This window comes from Pseudomonas sp. RA_5y_Pfl1_P24 (assembly GCF_963970945.1).
GTDB lineage: Bacteria > Pseudomonadota > Gammaproteobacteria > Pseudomonadales > Pseudomonadaceae > Aquipseudomonas > Aquipseudomonas tritici.
Window position 1 is genome coordinate 80,286 of sequence record NZ_CAXAOJ010000006.1, and the last position, 21,405, is coordinate 101,690.

16 protein-coding genes are annotated in these 21,405 nt (G+C 59.8%); 6 read left to right on the forward strand and 10 right to left on the reverse strand.

What is annotated here, in order from left to right:
- Positions 1–126 precede the first annotated feature (126 nt).
- The 3 genes from mfd to AACY30_RS11430 are packed head-to-tail and all read left to right on the forward strand — an operon-like array spanning position 127 to position 6,854.
- Positions 127–3,576: a transcription-repair coupling factor gene (mfd, locus tag AACY30_RS11420; RefSeq protein WP_339540334.1), complete on the forward strand. Its 3,450-nt coding sequence runs from the start codon at positions 127–129 to the stop codon at positions 3,574–3,576.
- Positions 3,577–3,587: 11 nt separating this feature from the next.
- Positions 3,588–4,154, forward strand: coding sequence for a CsiV family protein (locus tag AACY30_RS11425; protein ID WP_339540335.1), 567 nt, complete (start codon positions 3,588–3,590; stop codon positions 4,152–4,154).
- 9 nt (positions 4,155–4,163) lie between these two features.
- Positions 4,164–6,854: a DEAD/DEAH box helicase gene (locus AACY30_RS11430; RefSeq protein ID WP_339540336.1), complete on the forward strand. Its 2,691-nt coding sequence runs from the start codon at positions 4,164–4,166 to the stop codon at positions 6,852–6,854.
- Between the two features lie 93 nt (positions 6,855–6,947).
- On the opposite strand, the gene nagZ is transcribed toward AACY30_RS11430, so the two are convergent.
- Together nagZ and AACY30_RS11440 are read right to left on the reverse strand one after the other, a co-directional pair.
- Positions 6,948–7,958 (reverse strand): beta-N-acetylhexosaminidase, encoded by a 1,011-nt coding sequence (gene nagZ / locus AACY30_RS11435; protein WP_339540337.1) that lies wholly within the window; start codon positions 7,956–7,958, stop codon positions 6,948–6,950.
- A 144-nt stretch (positions 7,959–8,102) separates the two neighbouring features.
- Positions 8,103–8,810, reverse strand: coding sequence for a TetR/AcrR family transcriptional regulator (locus AACY30_RS11440; protein WP_065874839.1), 708 nt, complete (start codon positions 8,808–8,810; stop codon positions 8,103–8,105).
- A gap of 263 nt (positions 8,811–9,073) precedes the next feature.
- On the opposite strand from AACY30_RS11440, the gene lexA reads away from it, so the two are divergent.
- Positions 9,074–9,682 (forward strand): transcriptional repressor LexA, encoded by a 609-nt coding sequence (lexA, locus tag AACY30_RS11445; RefSeq protein ID WP_003172575.1) that lies wholly within the window; start codon positions 9,074–9,076, stop codon positions 9,680–9,682.
- Between the two features lie 10 nt (positions 9,683–9,692).
- Complete coding sequence (gene sulA, locus AACY30_RS11450; protein ID WP_339540338.1) at positions 9,693–10,166, forward strand: SOS-induced cell division inhibitor SulA; 474 nt, start codon at positions 9,693–9,695, stop codon at positions 10,164–10,166.
- A gap of 189 nt (positions 10,167–10,355) precedes the next feature.
- Here sulA and AACY30_RS11455 read toward each other — a convergent pair whose 3' ends face one another.
- The 7 genes from AACY30_RS11455 to AACY30_RS11485 form a co-directional block, all read right to left on the reverse strand.
- Positions 10,356–10,589, reverse strand: a complete 234-nt coding sequence (locus AACY30_RS11455) for a hypothetical protein (RefSeq protein ID WP_010212068.1) — start codon at positions 10,587–10,589, stop codon at positions 10,356–10,358.
- Positions 10,590–10,751: 162 nt separating this feature from the next.
- The gene (locus AACY30_RS11460) at positions 10,752–11,273 is read right to left on the reverse strand and encodes a DUF6586 family protein (protein ID WP_339471154.1); all 522 of its coding nucleotides are present in this window, start codon (positions 11,271–11,273) and stop codon (positions 10,752–10,754) included.
- A gap of 125 nt (positions 11,274–11,398) precedes the next feature.
- Entirely contained in the window at positions 11,399–14,020 is a 2,622-nt protein-coding gene (gene topA / locus AACY30_RS11465) for a type I DNA topoisomerase (protein ID WP_065874836.1), read from the reverse strand.
- Positions 14,021–14,134: 114 nt separating this feature from the next.
- Positions 14,135–14,371, reverse strand: a complete 237-nt coding sequence (locus AACY30_RS11470) for a DUF1653 domain-containing protein (RefSeq protein ID WP_339414871.1) — start codon at positions 14,369–14,371, stop codon at positions 14,135–14,137.
- A gap of 98 nt (positions 14,372–14,469) precedes the next feature.
- Complete coding sequence (gene fadA / locus AACY30_RS11475; RefSeq protein WP_026136849.1) at positions 14,470–15,645, reverse strand: acetyl-CoA C-acyltransferase FadA; 1,176 nt, start codon at positions 15,643–15,645, stop codon at positions 14,470–14,472.
- Positions 15,646–15,674: 29 nt separating this feature from the next.
- Complete coding sequence (gene fadB / locus AACY30_RS11480) at positions 15,675–17,822, reverse strand: fatty acid oxidation complex subunit alpha FadB (RefSeq protein ID WP_339471158.1); 2,148 nt, start codon at positions 17,820–17,822, stop codon at positions 15,675–15,677.
- 484 nt (positions 17,823–18,306) lie between these two features.
- Entirely contained in the window at positions 18,307–18,744 is a 438-nt protein-coding gene (locus tag AACY30_RS11485) for a hypothetical protein (RefSeq protein WP_339414873.1), read from the reverse strand.
- Between the two features lie 105 nt (positions 18,745–18,849).
- Between AACY30_RS11485 and AACY30_RS11490 the strand changes: the two genes are divergently transcribed.
- Positions 18,850–19,290, forward strand: coding sequence for a universal stress protein (locus AACY30_RS11490; RefSeq protein ID WP_049709433.1), 441 nt, complete (start codon positions 18,850–18,852; stop codon positions 19,288–19,290).
- A 182-nt stretch (positions 19,291–19,472) separates the two neighbouring features.
- Here AACY30_RS11490 and AACY30_RS11495 read toward each other — a convergent pair whose 3' ends face one another.
- Complete coding sequence (locus AACY30_RS11495) at positions 19,473–21,392, reverse strand: ATP-binding cassette domain-containing protein (protein ID WP_339540339.1); 1,920 nt, start codon at positions 21,390–21,392, stop codon at positions 19,473–19,475.
- Positions 21,393–21,405: the final 13 nt, after the last annotated feature.

A 21,405-nucleotide genomic window follows, 5' to 3' on the forward strand; every position in this document is an offset into this window, starting at 1 on the left:
CGCCATTGTTTGTCTTAGCCACTACATTTCCTACAAACCGTAATAGGCTCAGTCAGAAACTGACAGGCGGCACCTCTGGCCGTTACAATTACCGACTTTGTCGCAACGCTTGGAGCTCAACCTTCCGTGCCCGTTCTGCGTCTACCGCTTCTCCCTGCCGCGGCAGGTAAACAGCACTGGGGCAACCTGCCCGGTGCCGCCCTTAGCCTGGCCATCGCCGAGGCTGCCAGCGCAGCCAAGCGCTTTACCCTGCTGCTCACCGCCGACAGCCAAAGTGCCGAACGGTTGGAGCAGGAGCTGAGCTTCTTCGCCCCCGATTTGCCGGTGCTGCATTTTCCCGATTGGGAAACCCTACCCTACGACCTGTTCTCGCCGCATCAGGACATCATCTCGCAGCGCATCGCCAGCCTGTACCGCTTGCCGGAACTGGCCCACGGTGTGCTGGTGGTGCCGATCACCACGGCACTGCATCGCCTGGCACCGACCAAGTTCCTGCTGGGCAGCAGCCTGGTCCTGGATATCGGCCAGAAGCTCGATGTGGAACAGATGCGCACGCGCCTGGAGGCCAGCGGCTACCGCTGCGTCGACACGGTGTACGAGCACGGTGAATTTGCAGTGCGCGGTGCGCTGATCGACCTGTTCCCGATGGGCAGTAAAGTGCCCTATCGCATCGACCTGTTCGATGACGAAATCGAGACCCTGCGCACCTTCGATCCGGAAAACCAGCGTTCCATCGACAAAGTCGACTCGATCAAGCTGCTGCCGGCCCGGGAATTCCCGCTGCAAAAAGACGCGGTCACGCGCTTCAAGGCGCGCTTCCGTGAGCGTTTCGACGTCGACTTCCGTCGTTGCCCGATCTTTCAGGACTTGAGCAGCGGGATTACACCCGCGGGGATCGAGTACTACCTGCCGCTGTTCTTCGACGAAACATCTACCTTGTTCGATTACTTGCCCCAGGACACGCAAGTATTCTCGCTGCCGGGTATCGAGCAGGCGGCAGAAAACTTCTGGAACGACGTGCGTAACCGCTATGAAGAGCGCCGCGTTGATCCGTCCCGGCCTTTATTGCCGCCCGCCGAGCTGTTCCTGCCGGTAGAAGATTGCTTCGCGCGCTTGAAAAACTGGCCACGCGTAGTTGCCAGCCAACAAGATGTGGACGCGGGTAGTGGCCGCGAGCGCTTCCCGGCGGGGACACTGCCGGACCTGGCGATCCAGGCTAAAGCCACACAACCGCTGGAAGCGCTGTCCAACTTCCTGGGCGACTTCCCTGGCCGCGTGCTGTTTACCGCTGAGTCCGCCGGGCGTCGCGAAGTCCTGCTGGAGCTGCTGGAACGCCTGAAGCTGCGACCGAAAACCGTCGACAGCTGGCCGGACTTTGTAAAAAGCAAAGAACGCCTGGCGATCACCATAGCACCGCTGGACGAAGGCCTGTTGCTGGACGACCCGGCCTTGGCGCTGATCGCCGAGAGCCCGCTGTTCGGCCAGCGCGTGATGCAACGTCGACGCCGCGAAAAACGCGCCGACGCCAACAACGACGCGGTGATCAAAAACCTCACCGAGCTGCGCGAAGGCGCGCCGGTGGTGCATATCGACCACGGCGTTGGCCGCTACCTCGGCCTGCAAACCCTGGAAATCGACAACCAGGCCGCCGAATTCCTCACCATGGAATACGCTGAGGGCGCCAAGCTCTACGTGCCGGTGGCCAGCCTGCACCTGATCGCCCGCTACACCGGCAGCGACGACGCCCTGGCGCCGTTGCATCGCCTGGGTTCCGAGACCTGGCAGAAGGCCAAGCGCAAGGCCGCCGAACAAGTCCGCGACGTCGCCGCCGAACTGCTCGACATCTATGCCCGCCGCGCAGCGCGCGAAGGTTACGCGTTCGCCGACCCGAAAGCCGACTACGCCACCTTCAGCGCCGGCTTTGCTTTCGAAGAAACCCCGGACCAGCAAACCACCATCGAAGCGGTGCGCGCCGACATGCTCGCGCCCAAGCCGATGGACCGTCTGGTGTGTGGCGACGTGGGCTTCGGCAAGACCGAAGTGGCGATGCGCGCCGCCTTCATCGCCGTGCACGGCGGCCGCCAGGTAGCGATCCTGGTGCCGACCACCCTGCTCGCCCAGCAGCACTACAACAGCTTCCGCGATCGCTTTGCCGACTGGCCGGTGACCGTGGAAGTGATGAGCCGCTTCAAGTCGGCCAAGGAAGTGAACGCCGCCATCGCTGACCTGGCGGAAGGCAAGATCGACATCGTGATCGGCACCCACAAGCTGTTGTCGGACGATGTGAAGATCAAGAACCTCGGCCTGGTGATCATCGACGAAGAACACCGTTTTGGGGTGCGTCAGAAGGAACAACTCAAGGCCCTGCGCAGCGAAGTCGACATCCTCACCCTCACCGCTACGCCGATTCCGCGCACGCTGAACATGGCGGTGTCGGGCATGCGCGACCTGTCGATCATCGCCACGCCACCGGCGCGGCGCTTGTCGGTACGCACCTTTGTGATGGAGCAGAACAAAAGCACGGTCAAGGAAGCGCTGCTACGGGAATTGCTGCGCGGCGGGCAGGTTTACTACTTGCACAACGATGTGAAGACCATCGAGAAATGTGCTGCCGACCTCGCCGAATTGGTACCGGAAGCGCGCATCGCCATCGGCCACGGGCAGATGCGCGAACGCGAACTCGAACAGGTGATGAGCGACTTCTACCACAAGCGCTTCAACGTGCTGATCGCCTCGACCATCATCGAGACCGGTATCGACGTGCCGAGCGCTAACACCATCATCATCGAGCGCGCCGACAAATTCGGCCTGGCGCAGCTGCACCAGCTGCGCGGCCGGGTGGGTCGCAGTCACCACCAGGCGTATGCCTATTTGCTCACGCCGCCGCGCCAGCAAATCACTTCCGACGCGGAAAAGCGCCTGGAAGCCATCGCCAACACTCAGGACCTGGGCGCCGGTTTTGTACTGGCCACCAACGACCTGGAAATCCGTGGCGCCGGCGAGCTGCTGGGCGACGGCCAGAGCGGGCAGATCCAGGCGGTGGGTTTCACCCTGTATATGGAGATGCTTGAACGCGCGGTGAAAGCCATCCGCAAAGGCGAGCAACCGAACCTCGATCAACCCTTGGGCGGCGGTCCGGAAATCAACCTGCGCTTGCCGGCGTTGATTCCCGAAGACTACCTGCCGGACGTGCATGCGCGGTTGATCCTGTACAAACGCATCGCCTCGGCCACCGACGAAGAAGGCCTCAAGGACCTACAGGTGGAGATGATCGACCGCTTCGGCCTGCTGCCGGAACCGACCAAGAACCTGGTGCGCCTGACCTTGCTCAAATTGCAGGCCGAGCAGTTGGGCATCAAGAAAGTCGACGCCGGGCCGCAGGGCGGGCGCATCGAATTTGAAGCACAGACCCCGGTGGACCCATTGGTGCTGATCAAGATGATCCAGGGCCAGCCGAACCGCTACAAGTTCGAAGGGGCTACGCTGTTCAAGTTCATGGTGCCGATGGAACGGGCCGAAGAACGCTTTAATACACTGGAGGCGTTGTTCGAGCGCCTCATCCCGAAATCTGCTTGAAGGACGCCCCAATGCGCCTGTTCCGCATTTTGAGCTTGTTGTTGGTGGCAGTGGCACCTGCGGCATTTGCCGATAGCCCGTACCTGGTGGAAATGATCCTGGTGCGCCAGAACGCAGAGCCGCCGCTCAACAGCCGCGCCGCCCCGGAAAACTGGGATGCTGGCGCAGCGCGCTTGGGCGATAAACTGAGCCCGCCGCGCTTGTCCAACATTGTCGATAAGCTGCGCGCTGACTCCACCTACACGGTGCTGTTACACAAGGCGTGGGAACAGAACCTGGGGGAGCAGCCGGTCAACGTCGCAATCTCCGACGGCCAGGAGCAGTTTGGTCAGTTTCCTATCGAAGGCGTATTGAGCCTGCAACTGGGCCGATTTACCGATATCGATGCGAACTTCTGGATCAACCAGTTCGACAGCAACGGCAGTGTGATCGCCAGCGAACACTTGAGCCAGACCGACGTGCGCACCAAGAACAACCAACTCAACTACCTGGATGGCGGCCACCTGGCGCTGCTGATCAAGATCACCTCGCTGACCGCCAAGCCACCCAGCGCACCACCGCCCGACATTCAGGACTGATCCAGCGCCATGGCCCTGACGTCGTCGCTGACCAAACCCCTGGCCCCTTCGTGGGCCAATCGCTTCAAAGAGCAGAGCCTGGAGCGCGGGCGACGTTATGCCTTGGAGAACCGGGTGCGCATCGTTGAGTCCGGCGACAGCACCATCATCGCCAGCTGCGAAGGCTCGGGCAGCAACGTTTATCGGCAAACCATCTCGCTGCGCGAATCGGCCAAAGGCACGCTGATACTGGTGGACAGCCGCTGTACCTGCCCGGTGCACACCAACTGCAAACACATCGCGGCGGTGCTGCTTAAAGTCCAGGAAACCCTGGCCTACCCGGCCGCCGCACAGGATGCCGAGTTGCTGGAAAAACTCCAGGCCGTGCTGGAAAACCGCGTGGCGTTGCCGCAGGTGGTGATGGAAGACGTGCCGCCCGTACCGCGTCTGTGGTTGGCCAGTGTCGAGTTCAGTGCATTTGAACCGCGCAACGGCAAGATGCAGCGCTACATCCAGCACCGCGCGGCACTGTCCTTCAACTACTTGGGCAATTACGTCAGCGGGCAGAAAAACGCCGACATCATCGTGCGCCAGGACACCCAGAGCCTGCGCATCAAGCGGCATCCCGAGCTGGAGCAACCCTATCGCGAGCAACTTCGGTTGCTCGGTTTCAAGATCGCCACGCGTCAGAGCAAAGCCCTGCCGGAAAGCGCCGGCGAGCTGTTCGAGCTGGTCAATGACAGCGCCTGGCTGAACTTTACCCTCAATGCCTCGCCGACCTTGCGGGCCGAGGGTTGGGAGTTGCAGATCGAAGAAGATTTCGGGTTCGACCTGAGCGCCGTCGATGACTGGTACGCCACCGTCGATGAAGGGCCGGAACGTGACTGGTTCGACCTGGAGCTGGGGATTATCGTCAACGGCGAACGGCTGAGCCTGCTGCCGATCCTGCTGAACCTGATGCGCTCACACACCGAGATCCTGAATCCGGAAAAAATCGCGCGACGCCGCGATGATGAGCTGATCCTGGTGAACATTCCCGGCTTGCCCAATGGCCATGGTCCGCTGCAAGTGGCCTTGCCTTACGGCCGGCTGAAACCCGTGCTGGCCACCCTGGGCGAGTTCTACCTGCAAGAAGCCGGCAGCACCACGCTGCGCCTGGCCAAGGCTGATGCGATTCGCCTGAACCCGCTGGAAGACCTGCCACTGCAATGGGAAGGTGGCGAAAAGATCCGTAACTTTGCCCAACGCCTGCGGGATATCAAGGATTTCACCTGCGTGGCGCCCGAAGGGCTGAACGCGACCTTGCGCCCGTATCAACTGGAAGGCTTGAGTTGGATGCAGTCGCTGCGTCAGCTGGACGTTGGCGGGATACTTGCGGATGACATGGGCCTGGGCAAAACCCTGCAGACCCTGGCGCATATTCTCACTGAGAAAGCCGCCGGGCGCCTGGACCGGCCGTGCATGGTCGTGATGCCCACCAGCCTGATTCCCAACTGGCTTGATGAAGCAGCGCACTTCACGCCACAGCTCAAGGTGTTGGCGCTGTATGGCGCAACGCGCAAGAAACACTTCGCCAACCTGCAGGACTATGACCTGCTGCTGACCACCTACGCCCTGCTGCCCAAGGACATCGAACAGCTCGCCGCCCTGCCCTTGCATGTGCTGATCCTCGATGAAGCGCAATACATCAAGAACCCTAATAGCAAAGCCGCCCAGGCGGCGCGCGAGCTGAATGCGCGGCAGCGCTTGTGCCTGAGTGGTACGCCGCTGGAAAACCACTTGGGTGAACTGTGGTCGCTGTTCCACTTCCTGTTGCCGGGCTGGCTGGGCGATGTAAAAAGTTTCAACCGCGATTACCGCGTGCCCATCGAAAAGCGCGCCAGCGATGTGCGATTGCAGCACCTAAACGGTCGGATCAAACCCTTCCTGCTGCGACGCACCAAGGAACAGGTGGCCACGGAGTTGCCGCCCAAGACCGAGATCATCCACTGGGTCGACCTCAACGAGGCGCAGCGCGATGTGTACGAAACCATGCGCCTGGCCATGGACAATAAGGTGCGAGACGAGATTACCCGCAAGGGCGTGGCGCGCAGCCAGATCATCATTCTTGAAGCGCTGTTGAAGTTGCGTCAGGTGTGCTGCGATTTACGTTTGGTCAACGACGCCGCCCTGCCCGCACGGGGCAGTAGCTCGGGCAAGCTCGATAGCTTGATGGACATGCTCGAAGAACTGTTTGCCGAAGGACGGCGAATTTTGCTGTTCTCCCAGTTCACCTCGATGCTGAGCCTGATCGAAGCGGAGCTTAAAAAGCGTGGCGTGGCCTACGCGCTGTTGACCGGCCAGACCCGCGATCGGCGTACGCCGGTAAAGGACTTCCAGAGTGGCAAGCTGCAGATTTTTCTGATCAGCCTGAAGGCCGGCGGTGTAGGCCTGAACCTGACCGAAGCCGACACGGTGATCCACTACGACCCATGGTGGAACCCAGCTACGGAGAATCAGGCGACTGACCGGGCGTACCGGATAGGGCAGGAGAAGCCGGTGTTCGTCTACAAGATGATTGCGCGGGGTACGGTGGAGGAAAAAATCCAGCACCTTCAGAAGGAAAAGTCAGACTTGGCGGCGGGTGTGCTGGATGGGCGCACGACCGGGGATTGGCAGTTGGGCAATGAGGATATTGAAGCGTTGTTTGCGCCGTTGCCCCACAAGCAAGAGAAGCGTTGACGGTTAGACCGCTATCGCAGGCAAGCCAGCTCCCACCTTGGAATGCATTCCCATGTGGGAGCTGGCTTGCCTGCGATAGCCGCGACGCGGTTTTCAGCCGACCAGCTGAGCATCCCGCAACGCGGTAAGCGCCGCCAACCACCGCGGATCCTGCTTGTAATCCGTCGAAGCAATCGCCTGCCCCCGCATCCGCGCAATGCGCGCCGATGGGGTGACCTTCATACGCTGAGCGGCCGTCAGTGCCAACTCAGCCGCCGCCCGATCATTGCACACCAGCCCCATATCACAACCAGCCGTCAACGCGGCTTCAATCCGGCTGGCCGCGTCACCGACCACATGTGCACCGGCCATCGACAGGTCATCGCTGAAAATCACCCCATCAAACTGCAATTCGCCGCGCAAAATATCCTGCAACCATCGACGCGAAAAGCCAGCTGGCTGAGCGTCAACCTGCGGGTAAATAACATGCGCCGGCATTACCGCCGCCAACTGCTTGCTCAGCCGCGCGAACGGCACCAGGTCATTCGTGCGAATCTCTTCCAGGCTACGTTCGTCATTGGGAATCGCCACGTGTGAATCAGCCTCAGCCCAACCGTGGCCCGGGAAGTGTTTGCCTGTAGCAGCCATGCCGGCGCTGTTCATGCCACGGATAAAGGCACCGGCCAGCACGGCGGCGCGCTCGGGGTCGCCTTCGAAGGAACGGGTGCCGACGACTGCGCTGCGTTGATAGTCCAGGTCGAGCACCGGGGCGAAGCTCAGGTCGAGGCCCACGGCCAGTACTTCAGTCGCCATGACCCAACCGCACTGCTCGGCCAAGTACTCGGCATTCAGGTTATCCGCCAGCGCACGCATGGCCGGCAGGCGCACAAAACCCTGGCGCAGGCGCTGTACACGACCGCCTTCCTGATCGACTGCCAGCAGCAGATCCGGGCGCACGGCACGAATTGCCGCGCTCAATTCACGCACCTGGCGCGGGTGCTCGATATTACGCGCGAAAATGATCAGGCCGCCCACTTCAGGCTGGCGCAGCAGGTGGCGGTCCTCGGCCGTCAGCCAGGTACCGGCAACGTCGACCATCAAAGAACCTTGCAGGGCAGCAGTCATAAACCTTCCTTAAATAACGCACGCAACCCGTTGCCCTCACGCGGCGCGAATGGCGCGGTGAGCACAACGGGTTGCGAATAAATAGCTGAAATCGGCATGGCGGCTAGCTTAGCGGATGCAAGCGGCCTCGCACACCCGGGGCGGTTAAACCTTGGCGACAGCCGGCGTGGTTTTACTGCGCGGACGCAATTGGGCGGCGGCCATGGTCGGGTCGGTCACGCCGGTTTCGGCACGCATGCCGGCGGCGAGGAATGGCACCATGAGGCGCATGACCTGTTCGATGGAGGTGTTGACGCCGAAATCGGTCTCGGCAATAGCCCGCAATGCCTTGATCCCAGACATGCTGAACGCTGCGGCACCGAGCATGAAGTGCACGCGCCAGAACAGTTCGATGGGCGGAATGCGCGGGGCGGCCTCGTTGACCAGCAACATATAGCGACGAAATACCTTGCCGTACATGTCTTCCAGATAACGTCGCAAGTGACCCTGGCTCTGGCTGAACGCCAGGCCCAGCAGACGCATGAAGATCGACAGGTCGTTGCCGCTGCGCGGTTGAACCACCAGGGCTTGTTCAACCAGGATTTCCAGCAGGTCTTCGAGGGTAGGCTTGTGATCAGCCTTGGCCTGGCGGCGCTCCAACTCACGGTCGAGGCTGGCGCAGAACGGCCCCAGAAAGCGCGAGAACACCGCCTGGATCAGGGCCTTTTTCGAGCCAAAATGGTAGTTCACTGCAGCAAGGTTGACCCCTGCCTTGCTGGTTATCAGCCGCAATGAAGTTTCAGCAAATCCTTTTTCCGCGAACAATTGCTCGGCAGCATCGAGAATGCGTTCAACGGTTTCCGACTGGGCCATGGCTACTCCGCCTGACAAACACTTGTTTGAAACATACGTTTCAGACTGTGTCTTGTCAAGCCTGGGGGTTCGCTTTCCGGCCGGGCAGTCATGTAGTTCATCGCTATTTAATCACATCCCTAACGGTCTGTAGGCAGCGCTATCTCTGCCTTGTGGGAAGCATGCCCGATGACCGTCCAGCGGAGTGGTAGAAAAGGATGATTGCCAAGCGCAGTCTACTGTATATAATCCCAGTCACTGTATAAAAAGACAGAGCGATCAACATGCTAAAACTGACGCCACGCCAAGCTGAGATTCTGGCTTTTATCAAGCGCTGCCTCGATGACAACGGCTACCCGCCGACGCGAGCGGAAATTGCGCTGGAACTGGGGTTCAAGTCCCCCAACGCCGCCGAAGAACACCTTAAGGCCCTCGCTCGCAAAGGCGCGATCGAGATGACTCCGGGTGCATCACGCGGTATTCGCATCCCTGGCTTCGAAGCCAAGGCCGACGAATCGACCCTGCCGATCATCGGTCGCGTCGCCGCCGGTGCGCCAATCCTGGCGCAGCAGCACGTCGAGGAATCTTGCAACATCAACCCGACCTTCTTCCATCCTCGCGCCGATTACCTGTTGCGGGTCCATGGCATGAGCATGAAGGACGTGGGCATCTTCGACGGCGACCTGCTGGCCGTTCACACCACCCGCGAAGCCCGTAATGGCCAGATCGTCGTCGCCCGTATCGGCGATGAAGTCACCGTCAAACGCTTCAAGCGCGAAGGCAGCAAGGTCTGGCTCCTGGCCGAGAACCCTGAGTTCGCCCCGATTGAAGTGAACCTGAAAGATCAGGACCTGGTGATTGAAGGCTTGAGCGTCGGCGTCATTCGCCGCTAAAGGAGGCACCATGCAGCTCATCCACACCCCACAACACACACAACTGTCGCTGTTCGAGGCCTTCATGGCCCAACCCCTTGCGCCCATCCTCAAGGAAACGGTCGAGGCGCCTTGGAGCGCCGAGCCTGAGGCGTTCAGTGAATTGTCGTTGCGCGGTGCGGCGGGGAGTTGCCTGAGCCTGCTGGCGCCGATCCTGCGCGAATTGAGCGAAGAGCAGGACGCCCGCTGGCTGACGCTGATCGCTCCGCCGGCCAGCCTGACCCAGACCTGGTTGCGGGACGCCGGCCTCAACCGCGAGCGCATCCTGTTACTGCAACCGCGCGGTGCGCAAAGTGCCCAGCAGTTGACCTGCGAAGCCTTGCGCCTGGGCCGTAGCCATACGGTGGTGAGCTGGTTGAATCCGTTGAACGCTACCGCCAAGCAACAGTTGATCAGTGCGGCACGCGTTGGCGATGCGCAGAGCTTGAATATTCGATTGGGATAAATGTCGCGCAGCCCTTTGATAGAAGGGCGTGTGTAGTGAGCGGGCTTGTCGAATCGTCGCACCGCCCGGGATGGGCTGCGAAGCGGCCCTAAATAGATTGGTGCGATATATCAGATATTCTACGGTGGCCGGTTTTTGGACCGCTTCGCAGCCCTGCGCGAGCAAGCTCGCTCACTACAACGCCGGGACTCAGTGAAGCACCCGCGGCCCATCTTCTTTCTCCGGTTCGCCTTCAGCCAAGCGACCTGCCATCTGTACACCCACGCTCAACATGGCTTTAGCCACTTCCACGTGCTGGCCCTGCAGGAACACCTTGGCGTCCTCGGAAAAATCCAGAATAACCAGAGAACCTTCGTCCTCAGCCCGGCGCAGCTCGATTCGGCCGTCAGGCAACTCAACAATTTCCAGAAAGGACGTCGGCATAAAAGTCTGTTCTCCACGAAAGACGGGAATTATATCAGTCATCCACCCAACCCCGCTGACGATCTGGACAGGTTTCTTTACGGCTTGATGAACGGTGCAGAGCTGACTCGATTCGAATGTGGGAGCGGCAGCTCAACGCTCCCATATTTTAATCGAGCCCTCTCAGCACTCGCTCAGGCCTTCGCGATAGCGCAGCGCCAGTTTTTTTAGCTCCTGGCGCCAGCCTTCCAACTCTTCCCGGCTCAACGGCTTGGGTTCGTTCTCTTCAACTGCCACCGCTACGATCAGCGGCTGGGTCACGTCACCCTTGGGAACGTGGGGAACACGCGGCGGCTGGAACATGTCGGCATGCGCCTTGAGCAAGCGCGCGATCCAGCTGTCGGGGCTTTGCGCCATTTCCACCAGCTCGGCCAGTTCCGGGATCGCCATTGTGTCGAGCACGTCGCGGTTAATGATCATTTCTGCGCGCGGCGAACCGGCCTGGGGCAGACGGTAAAACCCGGCGATTTCATGGCACAGCCCCAACAAGGCACCGTACAGGTGGAACAACGCGGCTTCACGCCCCGCCTGGACGAGCGCAATGGCATTCATCTCCTTCCCTTCCTCGGCACGGCCAAGGGCTTCCAGGGACAAACCCGCGAAGTAAATTTTCTGATTGGTACGGGTATAGAGTTCGTTGGCCATGCGGCAGTCTCCACAACGAATAAGCGTGATGCTGGCTTAACAGTGTTACGGATCAGCCAAGCGCACTGCAAGCGCAAAAAAAGGCCGCCTGTGCAGGCGGCCTTGGTCGTTAGCGGATCAGTCGATCAAGCGCCCTGGCGCTTGTCTTCGACCTTCCACTTGCCGCCGTCGTAGAATGCTTTCCAGCCGGTCGGTTTGCCGTCCACTTCCGACTGCACGTACTGCTCCTTGGTCTTGCGGCTGTAGCGGATCACGGCTGGGCGACCATCCGGGTCCTTCTTCGGCGCTTCACACAGGAAGTGGTACTTAGGGTCGATCTCATCCTTGTGCGGCACGATCTCCAGCACCAGCGGCGCACGGGTCTCGCGGTTTTTCGGGAACTGGCTGGCAGCCAGGAACAGCCCCGAAGCGCCGTCACGCAGGATGTAGGTGTCGTTGACCTTCTCGCACTTGAGTTCAGGCATCTTCACCGGGTCCATCTTCGGCGGCGCCGCGTCACCACTTTTCAGCAGTTTGCGGGTGTTCTTACAGGTCGGGTTAGTGCAACCGAAGAACTTGCCGAAACGGCCGGTCTTGAGCTGCATCTCACTGCCGCACTTGTCGCATTCCAGGCTCGGACCCTCGTAGCCCTTGATGCGGTAAGTGCCCTCTTCGATCTCGTAGCCGTTGCAATCCGGGTTGTTACCGCAGATGTGCAGCTTGTGTTTCTCGTCCAGCAGGTAGGCGTCCATCGCCGTGCTGCAGATCGGGCAACGGTGCTTGCCACGCAGTACCAACGACTCGGATTCACCCTCATCGTCGGCCGCGATTTCATCACCTGGCACCAGGTTAACGGTGGCCTTGCAGCGTTCTTTCGGCGGCAGGCTGTAGCCCGAGCAACCGAGGAACACGCCAGTGGACGCCGTACGGATTTGCATCGGGCGGCCGCAGGTCAGGCACGGGATGTCGGTCATCACAGGCTGGTTGGCGCGCATGCCGCTCTCAGGGCTTTCTGCTACTTCGAGCTTCTTCTTGAAGTCGCCGTAAAACTCGTCCAGCACATTTTTCCAGTCACGTTCGCCCTGGGCCACGTCATCGAGGTTCTCTTCCATGCCGGCGGTGAAGCCATAGTCCATGAGGTTCGAGAAGCTCTCGGACAGGCGCTCAGTGACGATATCGCCCATCTTTTCCGAGTAGAAACGACGGTTATGCAGCGCAACGTAGCCACGGTCCTGGATGGTCGAGATGATCGCTGCATAGGTCGAAGGACGACCGATACCGCGCTTCTCCATCTCTTTCACCAGGCTGGCTTCCGAATAACGCGCCGGCGGCTTGGTGAAATGCTGGGACGGGTCGAGCTTGATCAGCTTCAGCGTATCGCCCTGAGCCATATCCGGCAGCACGTCGTCATCGCCAGGCTTGGCGATCTGCGGCATCACACGGGTATAGCCGTCGAACTTGAGGATACGCCCCTTGGCACGCAGCTCGAAGTCACCAGCGCCCACGCTCACGGTGGTGGACAGGTATTGCGCCGGCAGCATCTGGCACGCCAGGAACTGGCGCCAGATCAGCTCGTAGAGGCGCTCAGCGTCGCGCTCCATGCCGCTCAGCTTGCTCGGCTCAGTGTTGGCGTCGGAAGGACGAATCGCTTCGTGAGCCTCCTGTGCGCCTTCCTTGCTGCTGTAGACGTTCGGCTTCTCCGGCAGGTACTTCTTGCCGAACTCGGTTTCAATATAAGTACGCGCCATGGCCACCGCGTCTTGCGACAGGTTGGTGGAGTCAGTACGCATATAAGTGATGTAGCCGGCCTCGTAAAGACGCTGGGCCATCATCATGGTTTTCTTCACGCCAAAGCCCAGGCGGTTGCTCGCGGCCTGCTGCAGGGTGGAGGTGATGAACGGTGCCGACGGCTTGCTGCTGGTCGGTTTGTCTTCACGCTTGACGATGCTGTAGCTGGAAGCCTTGAGCTTTTCCAGCGCGGCCATGGCCTGGGCTTCGTTCAGCGGCTTGAAGGCCTCGCCTTTCTCACGGGCCACTTCAAAGCGCACATTGGCGCCCTTGGCAGTGCCGAGGTCGGCGTGCACTTCCCAATACTCTTCGGGGTTGAACGCACGGATTTCGCGCTCACGCTCCACCACCAGCTTTACCGCAACCGATTGCACACGGCCAGCGGACAAGCCACGGGCGATCTTCGCCCACAGCAGCGGCGAGACCATATAGCCCACGACGCGGTCGAGGAAACGCCGGGCCTGCTGGGCGTTGACGCGGTCGATATCCAGCTCGCCCGGCTTGGAGAAGGCTTCCTGGATGGCTTTCTTGGTGATTTCGTTGAACACCACGCGCTTGTAGCGGCTGTCATCACCGCCGATGGCTTCCCGCAGGTGCCAGGCAATGGCTTCCCCTTCGCGGTCCAAGTCCGTCGCGAGATAGATGGTGTCAGCATCCTTGGCGAGCCGGCGCAGCTCCTCAATGACCTTTTCCTTGCCTGGAAGGATTTCGTACTTGGCCTTCCAGCCATGATCCGGGTCCACACCCATGCGCGAGACCAGTTGCTTGCGCGCTTTCTCTTTAGGCGTGAGCACCGGACCTTCGCCCGCGGCCGCCTTGCCGCGCTTGGCGGCAGGCTCCTTGCTGGCGCTAGCCGAACCGCTGGTGGGCAGGTCTCGGATATGGCCGATACTCGACTTCACCACGTACTCGTTGCCCAAGTACTTGTTGATGGTCTTGGCCTTAGCCGGGGATTCCACAATGACCAGCGATTTGCCCATGGATCGGAAAATTCCTGAATTCGAGAAAAGAAAGGCAGTTGGCGCCTGTCGCGGCAACGCTATATATAGTGGCAACAAGGTGAGGTCAAGCGCAGCATTCTGCGCGACCTGCCGTTATTGCCCGAAAAAAAGACTCGGTTCGGCCTGGACCAGAGCAAAGCGCGGGACCTGCTCGCCGTCAACTTCGACGCTCTCCAGGAACATGCTCAATGGGCGCACCCAAAAGCCGTAATCGCCATACAGTGCTTGGTAAAACACCACTTCTTCTTCAGTCTCGGAATGCCGTGCCACATTAAAAACACGGTACTGCGGACCTTTATAATGTTGGTAGAGCCCTGGTTCGACTTTCATGCTCTGGCCCTCTTACAAAATGTGTTGAAAAAAAAATATTAAAAATTCCAAAAAACAAAAACCGGGGCACTGGGCCCCGGCTTCCGTCAACCCAACGCTTAAACGCGTTCGAAGACGGTCGAAATGCCTTGGCCGAGACCAATGCACATGGTTGCAACCCCGAGGTTGCCGCCATTTTGCTTCATCACGTTAAGCAAAGTGCCGGAGATACGCGCACCGGAGCAACCGAACGGGTGGCCCAGGGCAATCGCACCGCCATGCAGGTTAACCTTCTCGTTCATCTTGTCGAGCACTTTCAAATCTTTCAGCACTGGCAGGGCCTGTGCGGCGAAAGCTTCGTTGAGCTCGAAGAAGTCGATATCGGAGATAGTCAGGCCTGCGCGCTTCAAGGCTTTTTGTGTGGCCGGTACTGGACCATAGCCCATGATCGCCGGGTCCACACCCGCCACCGCCATCGAACGGATCACGGCCAGCGGCTGAATACCCAGGTCCTGGGCACGCTGCGCCGACATCACGATCATGCACGAAGCACCGTCGGTGATTTGCGACGACGTACCGGCTGTCACGGTGCCGCCCTTTGGATTGAAGGCAGGCTTGAGGGCCGCCAGGCTTTCCAGGGTGGTGTCCGGGCGAATGGTTTCGTCATAGTCGAACAATTTCAGGAAACCGTTCTCGTCGTAGCCGTTCATCGGGATGATTTCATCCTTGAACTTGCCTTCCACGGTCGCCTTGTGAGCGAGTTGGTGGGAACGCACGCCGAACGCGTCCTGGGCTTCACGGGTAATGCCGTGCATTTTGCCAAGCATTTCCGCAGTCAAACCCATCATGCCCGAGGCTTTTGCTGCGTACAGCGACATGTGCGGGTTAGGGTCGACGCCGTGCATCATGCTGACGTGGCCCATATGCTCCACGCCACCGACCACGAACACATCACCGTTGCCGGTCATAATTGCCTGGGCGGCAGTGTGCAGCGCGCTCATCGACGAGCCACACAGGCGGCTCACGGTCTGGCCGGCCGCGGTGTGCGGGATCTGGGTCATCAGCGACGCCATGCGCGCGATGTTCCAGCCCTGCTCCAGCGTCTGGTTGACACAGCCCCAGATCACGTCTTCGACTTCGTTCGGGTCAACCTTGACGTTACGTTCCAGCAATTTGCTGATCAGGTGCGCCGACATGTCTTCGGCACGGGTATTGCGGTGCATGCCGCCCTTGGAGCGGCCCATCGGCGTGCGACCGAAGTCGACAATCACCACGTCTCTTGGATTCAAGCTCATAAATATTCTCGCTCTAGTCGTCTGGGCGCTTAACCGAAGAAGCTCTGGCCATTTTTGGCCATTTCACGCAGCTTCGCGGTCGGGTGGTACAGCGGGCCCAAATCAGCGTACTGATCAGCCAGGGCAACGAACTCGGCCACACCGATCGAGTCGATGTAACGCAGCGCACCACCACGGAATGGAGGGAAACCAATACCGTACACCAGGCCCATATCGGCTTCGGCGGCGGTTTCGACGATGCCATCTTCCAGGCAGCGCACGGTTTCCAGGCACAGGGCGATCATCATCCAGTTGATAATGTCTTCGTCCGACACCTCACGCTGTTCGTAGATGACCGGAGCCAGCACTTCGTGCACCGACGGGTCAGCCACTTTCTTCTGCTTGCCCTTCTTGTCGGCCTCGTAGGCGTAGAAGCCCTTGCCGTTCTTCTGGCCCAGGCGCTTGGCTTCGTAGAGCGCGTCGATCGCCGAACGGCGGTCGTCTTTCATGCGGTCCGGGAAGCCTTCAGCCATTACGTCACGACCGTGGTGGCCAGTGTCGATGCCGACCACGTCCATCAGGTACGCCGGGCCCATTGGCCAGCCGAATTTTTCCATGACTTTGTCAATGCGCACAAAGTCCACACCGGCGCTGACCAACTTGGCGAAACCGCCGAAGTACGGGAACAGCACGCGGTTGACCAGGAAGCCCGGGCAGTCATTGACTACGATCGGGTTCTTACCCATTTTCTTGGCGTAGGCAACGGTGGTGGCAACAGCCTGCTCGCTGGATTTCTCGCCACGGATCACTTCCACCAGCGGCATCATGTGCACCGGGTTGAAGAAGTGCATGCCCACGAAGTTTTCCGGACGCTTGAGGGCCTTGGCCAACAAGCTGATGGAAATAGTCGAGGTGTTCGAGGCCAGGATGGTGTCGTCCTTAACCTGGGCTTCCACTTCTGCCAGTACGGCTTGCTTGACCTTCGGGTTCTCGACAACCGCTTCAACCACCAGGTCGACGTGGCCGAAATCGCCATAGGACAGCGTAGGACGAATGCCGTTAAGCACTTCAGCCATCTTCGCGGCGGTCATGCGACCTTTGTCCACGCGGCCGACCAGCAGCTTGGCGGCTTCCGCCAGGCCTTGCTCGATGCCATGCTCGTTGATGTCTTTCATCAGGATCGGCGTGCCTTTGGACGCCGATTGATAGGCGATACCGCCGCCCATGATACCGGCGCCGAGTACGGCAGCCTGGTTCACGTCCTTGGCGATTTCGTCGTAGGCCTTGGCCTTTTTCTTCAACTCCTGGTCGTTCAGGAACAGGCCGATCAGGCTCTGGGCCGCCGAGGTTTTCGCCAGTTTGACGAAGCCTGCCGCTTCCACTTCCAGGGCTTTGTCGCGACCGAAGTTCGCGGCCTTCTGGATGGTCTTGATCGCTTCAACCGGCGCCGGGTAGTTCGGGCCGGCCTGGCCAGCCACAAAACCTTTGGCGGTTTCGAACGACATCATTTGTTCGATGGCGTTGAGCTTGAGCTTTTCCAGCTTCGGCTGACGCTTGGCCTTGTAGTCAAACTCGCCACTGATGGCGCCCTTGATCAGGCTCAGTGCTGCTTCGGCCAGTTTGTCCGGGGCAACCACGGCGTCGACGGCACCGACTTTCAGCGCGTCTTCAGCACGGTTTTCCTTGCCGGCGGCGATCCACTCGATGGCGTTGTCGGCACCGATCAGGCGCGGCAAGCGTACGGTGCCGCCGAAACCTGGGTAGATGCCCAGTTTGACTTCAGGCAGGCCGATTTTGGCAGTGGCCGACATGACGCGGAAGTCCGCTGCCAGGCACATTTCCAGGCCACCGCCCAACGCGATGCCATTGATCGCGGCGACGGTCGGTACGTTGAGGTCTTCGAAATCACTGAAAATCTTGTTGGCTTCGAGGTTGCCAGCCACCAGCTCGGCATCGGGCAGCTTGAAGTTCTCGACGAATTCGGTGATGTCAGCGCCGACGATAAACACGTCCTTGCCGCTGGAGACGATCACACCTTTGATCGATGCATCAGCCTTGATGGCGTCTACGGCCTGACGCAGTTCATTCAGGGTTAGACGGTTGAACTTGTTGACGGACTCACCCTTGAGGTCGAATTTCAATTCGACGATGCCACTTTCAAGAGCCTTAACCGTGATGGCTTTACCTTCGTAAATCATCAACTGATCTCCACGATATGGAAGCTGAACAGTACACATTGAACGCTGGCGAAACGGCGTGAGCATTGATGATTTCGTCAATGTTAAAGCCCATCCGCCAGGCACACCCGCCAATGCGATAGTCGGGATTCTGTATGAGTCGTCTGACAGACAAACGCTCAATTCATACGCCCGTTTGATTTGGGTATGCCACCTTCATCCAATTCCGGGCAATTGTCAATCGCTCGAAAGGCTAGGAAAAACGCGACTTTCCAGTCATTTCAGAACCCGAGTCATAGACCCGCAACCCGTCAATATTCAGCTATTCACTCAATCAATAATAGAAAACATACGGGAAAAGGCTGCACAGAATGGGATATGCCGCTAGGCTAGCGACAACCGTAACGCGCCTGGATGAACATCCGACGCGGAAAACACAGATTACCGGCCTGCCTGGCCAACTCCAGCCCGATGAGATGTCGGGCTTTTTATGGCCGGCTGTTTATCAGGCCAGGGCTTTAAGCAGCGTATCAATCTCCTTTAGGACGCTTGCGTCGCCCTTCTCGCCCCAATACAGGGCGATCATTTGCTTGTCGGCCTCGATCTTGTAGACGTTGTCCGGCAGCTTCGCAAAATACGGCAACAGCTTTTCATCGACGCACACTTCACGCCACTGATTCACCCATACCCCTGGTTCCAACTGCCAATAGCTCCAGAGCGCCGGCGTGCTGCCGCGCCGTGGCCGGCAATACTGCGCGCACGGGCTCGGCGGCTCATGCTTGAGCCAGTGCGGCCACGCCTGGGGCGACAGTTGCATGGCCAGGCCGATGCGGCGCGCCTCCATGCGCAGGGCCATGCGCCCGCTCTGATGGCGCGACGGGCGCAGCCATGCCAGAGGGCTCAGAACCACCACAAGGATTGACACCACTATCCAGACCGTCATATGTGTACTCCCGAATTTCTAGATGAGCGGATTTGACCTGACGCAACCGCATCCGCTTGAAAGCAGCCATACTGAATTTATTGCAGCCCCTTGGAGGAACGCCTCATGCCCTACAAACATATTCTGGTCGCTGTCGATCTGACCGAAGAGTGCGATCCGGTGATCAAGCGCGCGCAGGAATCTGCGTTGGCCAATGGCGCCATACTGTCGCTGGTGCATATCGTCGAGCCCATGGCCATGGCCTTTGGCGGTGACGTGCCGATGGACCTTTCCCAGTTGCAGCAACAACAATTTGACCAGGCCAAGGAGCGCCTGGACCGTTTGATTCTCAAATACCCGCACCTGAAAAAGGAAGACTGCCACCTGACATACGGCCAACCGCGCCAGGAAATCCACCACTTGGCCAAGGAAAAGGCTTGCGACTTGATCGTGGTGGGCAGCCATGGCCGGCACGGTTTGGCGTTGTTGCTGGGTTCTACTGCCAATGATGTACTGCACGGCGCGCCGTGCGATGTATTGGCGGTGAAACTGGTGAAGAGCTCCTAAGAACACTGAAAATCAACTGTGGGAGCTGGCTTGCCTGCGATAGCGGTGTGTCAGTCGCCAGGTGTATCAACTGACAGACTGCTATCGCAGGCAAGCCAGCTCCCACATTTAACTGTATTCCCCTATAAAAAACCCGCTGCTCACCTAAGTGAACACCGGGTTTTTTAATGCATTGGAATCACTCAGGCGTCCAGCTCAGCCCAACGCTCAACCAACACTTCCAGCTCTTGGTTCAAGGTTTCCAGGGAAGCGATGACCTTGGCAGTTTCCGCCGCCGGACGCAGGTAGAAACCCGCGTCAGCCATGTCTGCTTCTATTGCCGCAATCTGCTTTTCCTTGGCTTCGATATCCGCTGGCAAGGCTTCCAACTCACGCTGCAGTTTGTAGCTGAGTTTTTTCTTGGCCGCCGGTGCGGCTTCCTGAGCGGGTGCAGCAGCGGACACCGGAGCAACGACGGCAGAGGTCAAGTCGGCCTTGCCGGACTTGCTCTCGGTCACGCCCAACAGACGCGGCGAGCCGCCCTGGCGCAGCCAGTCCTGGTAACCACCGACATATTCACGCACCTTGCCTTCACCTTCGAAGACCAGGGTGCTGGTGACCACGTTGTCGAGGAATGCCCGGTCGTGGCTTACCATCAGCACAGTGCCGTTGAAGGTCAGCAGGACTTCTTCCAACAGCTCGAGGGTCTCCACGTCGAGGTCGTTGGTCGGTTCGTCGAGTACCAGCAGGTTGGCCGGCTTGCTGAACAGCTTGGCCAGCAGCAGGCGCGCACGCTCGCCACCGGACAAGGCTTTCACGGGTGTACGCGCACGTTGCGGGCTGAACAGGAAGTCGCCCAGGTAACTGAGTACGTGCCGGCTCTGGCCGTCGATGTCGATAAAGTCGCGACCTTCGGCGACGTTGTCGATCACGGTCTTTTCCAGGTCCAACTGATGGCGCAACTGGTCGAAGTAGGCCACGTCGATGCGCGTGCCCTCTTCCACGCTGCCGCTGGTCGGCTGCAGACCATTGAGCATCAGCTTGAGCAAGGTGGTCTTGCCGGTACCGTTGGCACCCAGCAGACCGATACGGTCGCCGCGCGCCAGGACCATCGAGAAGTCCTTGATCAGGAACGGGCCGCCCGGGTGCGCGAAGCTCACGTTATCGAGGACCATTACCTGCTTGCCCGACTTGTCGGCGGTGTCCAGCTGGATGTTGGCCTTGCCGGTGCGCTCACGACGCTCGCTGCGCTCAACGCGCAGGGCTTTGAGGGCGCGTACGCGGCCTTCGTTACGGGTGCGGCGCGCCTTGATGCCTTGGCGGATCCAGACTTCTTCCTGGGCCAGTTTTTTGTCGAACAGCGCGTTGGCGGTTTCTTCAGCCGCCAGAGAGGCCTCTTTGTGCACCAGGAAGCTGGCGTAGTCGCCGTTCCAGTCGATCAGGCCGCCACGGTCCAGTTCGAGGATGCGCGTGGCCAGACTTTGCAGGAAGGCACGGTCGTGCGTGATAAACAGCACGGCGCCCTGGAAATCCTTGATGGCTTCTTCCAGCCAGGCGATGGCGCCGATGTCCAGGTGGTTGGTCGGTTCGTCGAGCAGTAGCAGGTCCGGCTCGGACACCAGGGCCTGGGCCAGCAACACGCGACGACGCCAGCCGCCGGACAACTCGGCGAGGGTCTTGTCGGCCGGCAGTTGCAGGCGGCTCAAGGTGCTGTCGACCAATTGCTGCAAGCGCCAGCCGTCACGGGCTTCGAGGTCTTGCTGGACGTGCATCAGCTTGTCCAGGTCTTCTTCGGTGACACAGTTCTGCGCCAGGTGATGGTATTGCGCGAGCAACTCGCCCACACCATCCAGGCCTTCGGCAACCACGTCGAACACTGTCCGTCCGTCGGCCACTGGCAATTCTTGCGGCAATTCGCCAATCTTGAGGCCCGGAGCGCGCCAAACAGAGCCGTCATCGGGCTTCTGGTCGCCTTTTACCAGCTTCATCATGCTGGATTTGCCGGTGCCGTTGCGGCCGATGATGCACACCCGCTCACCACGGGCGATCTGCCAGGACACCTTGTCCAACAACGGCATAGCGCCGAAAGCAAGGGACACATCGCTGAATTTGAGCAGGGTCATACGCTTCTCCAAA

What these genes read in the sequence shown, in the direction of transcription:
- AACY30_RS11425 (WP_339540335.1), top strand. Translation starts at nt 3,588, where the DNA reads ATGCGCCTGTTCCGCATTTTGAGCTTGTTGTTGGTGGCAGTGGCACCT.
- AACY30_RS11430 (WP_339540336.1), top strand. Translation starts at nt 4,164, where the DNA reads ATGGCCCTGACGTCGTCGCTGACCAAACCCCTGGCCCCTTCGTGGGCC.
- nagZ (WP_339540337.1), bottom strand. Translation starts at nt 7,958, where the DNA reads ATGACTGCTGCCCTGCAAGGTTCTTTGATGGTCGACGTTGCCGGTACC.
- AACY30_RS11440 (WP_065874839.1), bottom strand. Translation starts at nt 8,810, where the DNA reads ATGGCCCAGTCGGAAACCGTTGAACGCATTCTCGATGCTGCCGAGCAA.
- lexA (WP_003172575.1), top strand. Translation starts at nt 9,074, where the DNA reads ATGCTAAAACTGACGCCACGCCAAGCTGAGATTCTGGCTTTTATCAAG.
- sulA (WP_339540338.1), top strand. Translation starts at nt 9,693, where the DNA reads ATGCAGCTCATCCACACCCCACAACACACACAACTGTCGCTGTTCGAG.
- AACY30_RS11455 (WP_010212068.1), bottom strand. Translation starts at nt 10,589, where the DNA reads ATGCCGACGTCCTTTCTGGAAATTGTTGAGTTGCCTGACGGCCGAATC.
- AACY30_RS11460 (WP_339471154.1), bottom strand. Translation starts at nt 11,273, where the DNA reads ATGGCCAACGAACTCTATACCCGTACCAATCAGAAAATTTACTTCGCG.
- topA (WP_065874836.1), bottom strand. Translation starts at nt 14,020, where the DNA reads ATGGGCAAATCGCTGGTCATTGTGGAATCCCCGGCTAAGGCCAAGACC.
- AACY30_RS11470 (WP_339414871.1), bottom strand. Translation starts at nt 14,371, where the DNA reads ATGAAAGTCGAACCAGGGCTCTACCAACATTATAAAGGTCCGCAGTAC.
- fadA (WP_026136849.1), bottom strand. Translation starts at nt 15,645, where the DNA reads ATGAGCTTGAATCCAAGAGACGTGGTGATTGTCGACTTCGGTCGCACG.
- fadB (WP_339471158.1), bottom strand. Translation starts at nt 17,822, where the DNA reads ATGATTTACGAAGGTAAAGCCATCACGGTTAAGGCTCTTGAAAGTGGC.
- AACY30_RS11485 (WP_339414873.1), bottom strand. Translation starts at nt 18,744, where the DNA reads ATGACGGTCTGGATAGTGGTGTCAATCCTTGTGGTGGTTCTGAGCCCT.
- AACY30_RS11490 (WP_049709433.1), top strand. Translation starts at nt 18,850, where the DNA reads ATGCCCTACAAACATATTCTGGTCGCTGTCGATCTGACCGAAGAGTGC.
- AACY30_RS11495 (WP_339540339.1), bottom strand. Translation starts at nt 21,392, where the DNA reads ATGACCCTGCTCAAATTCAGCGATGTGTCCCTTGCTTTCGGCGCTATG.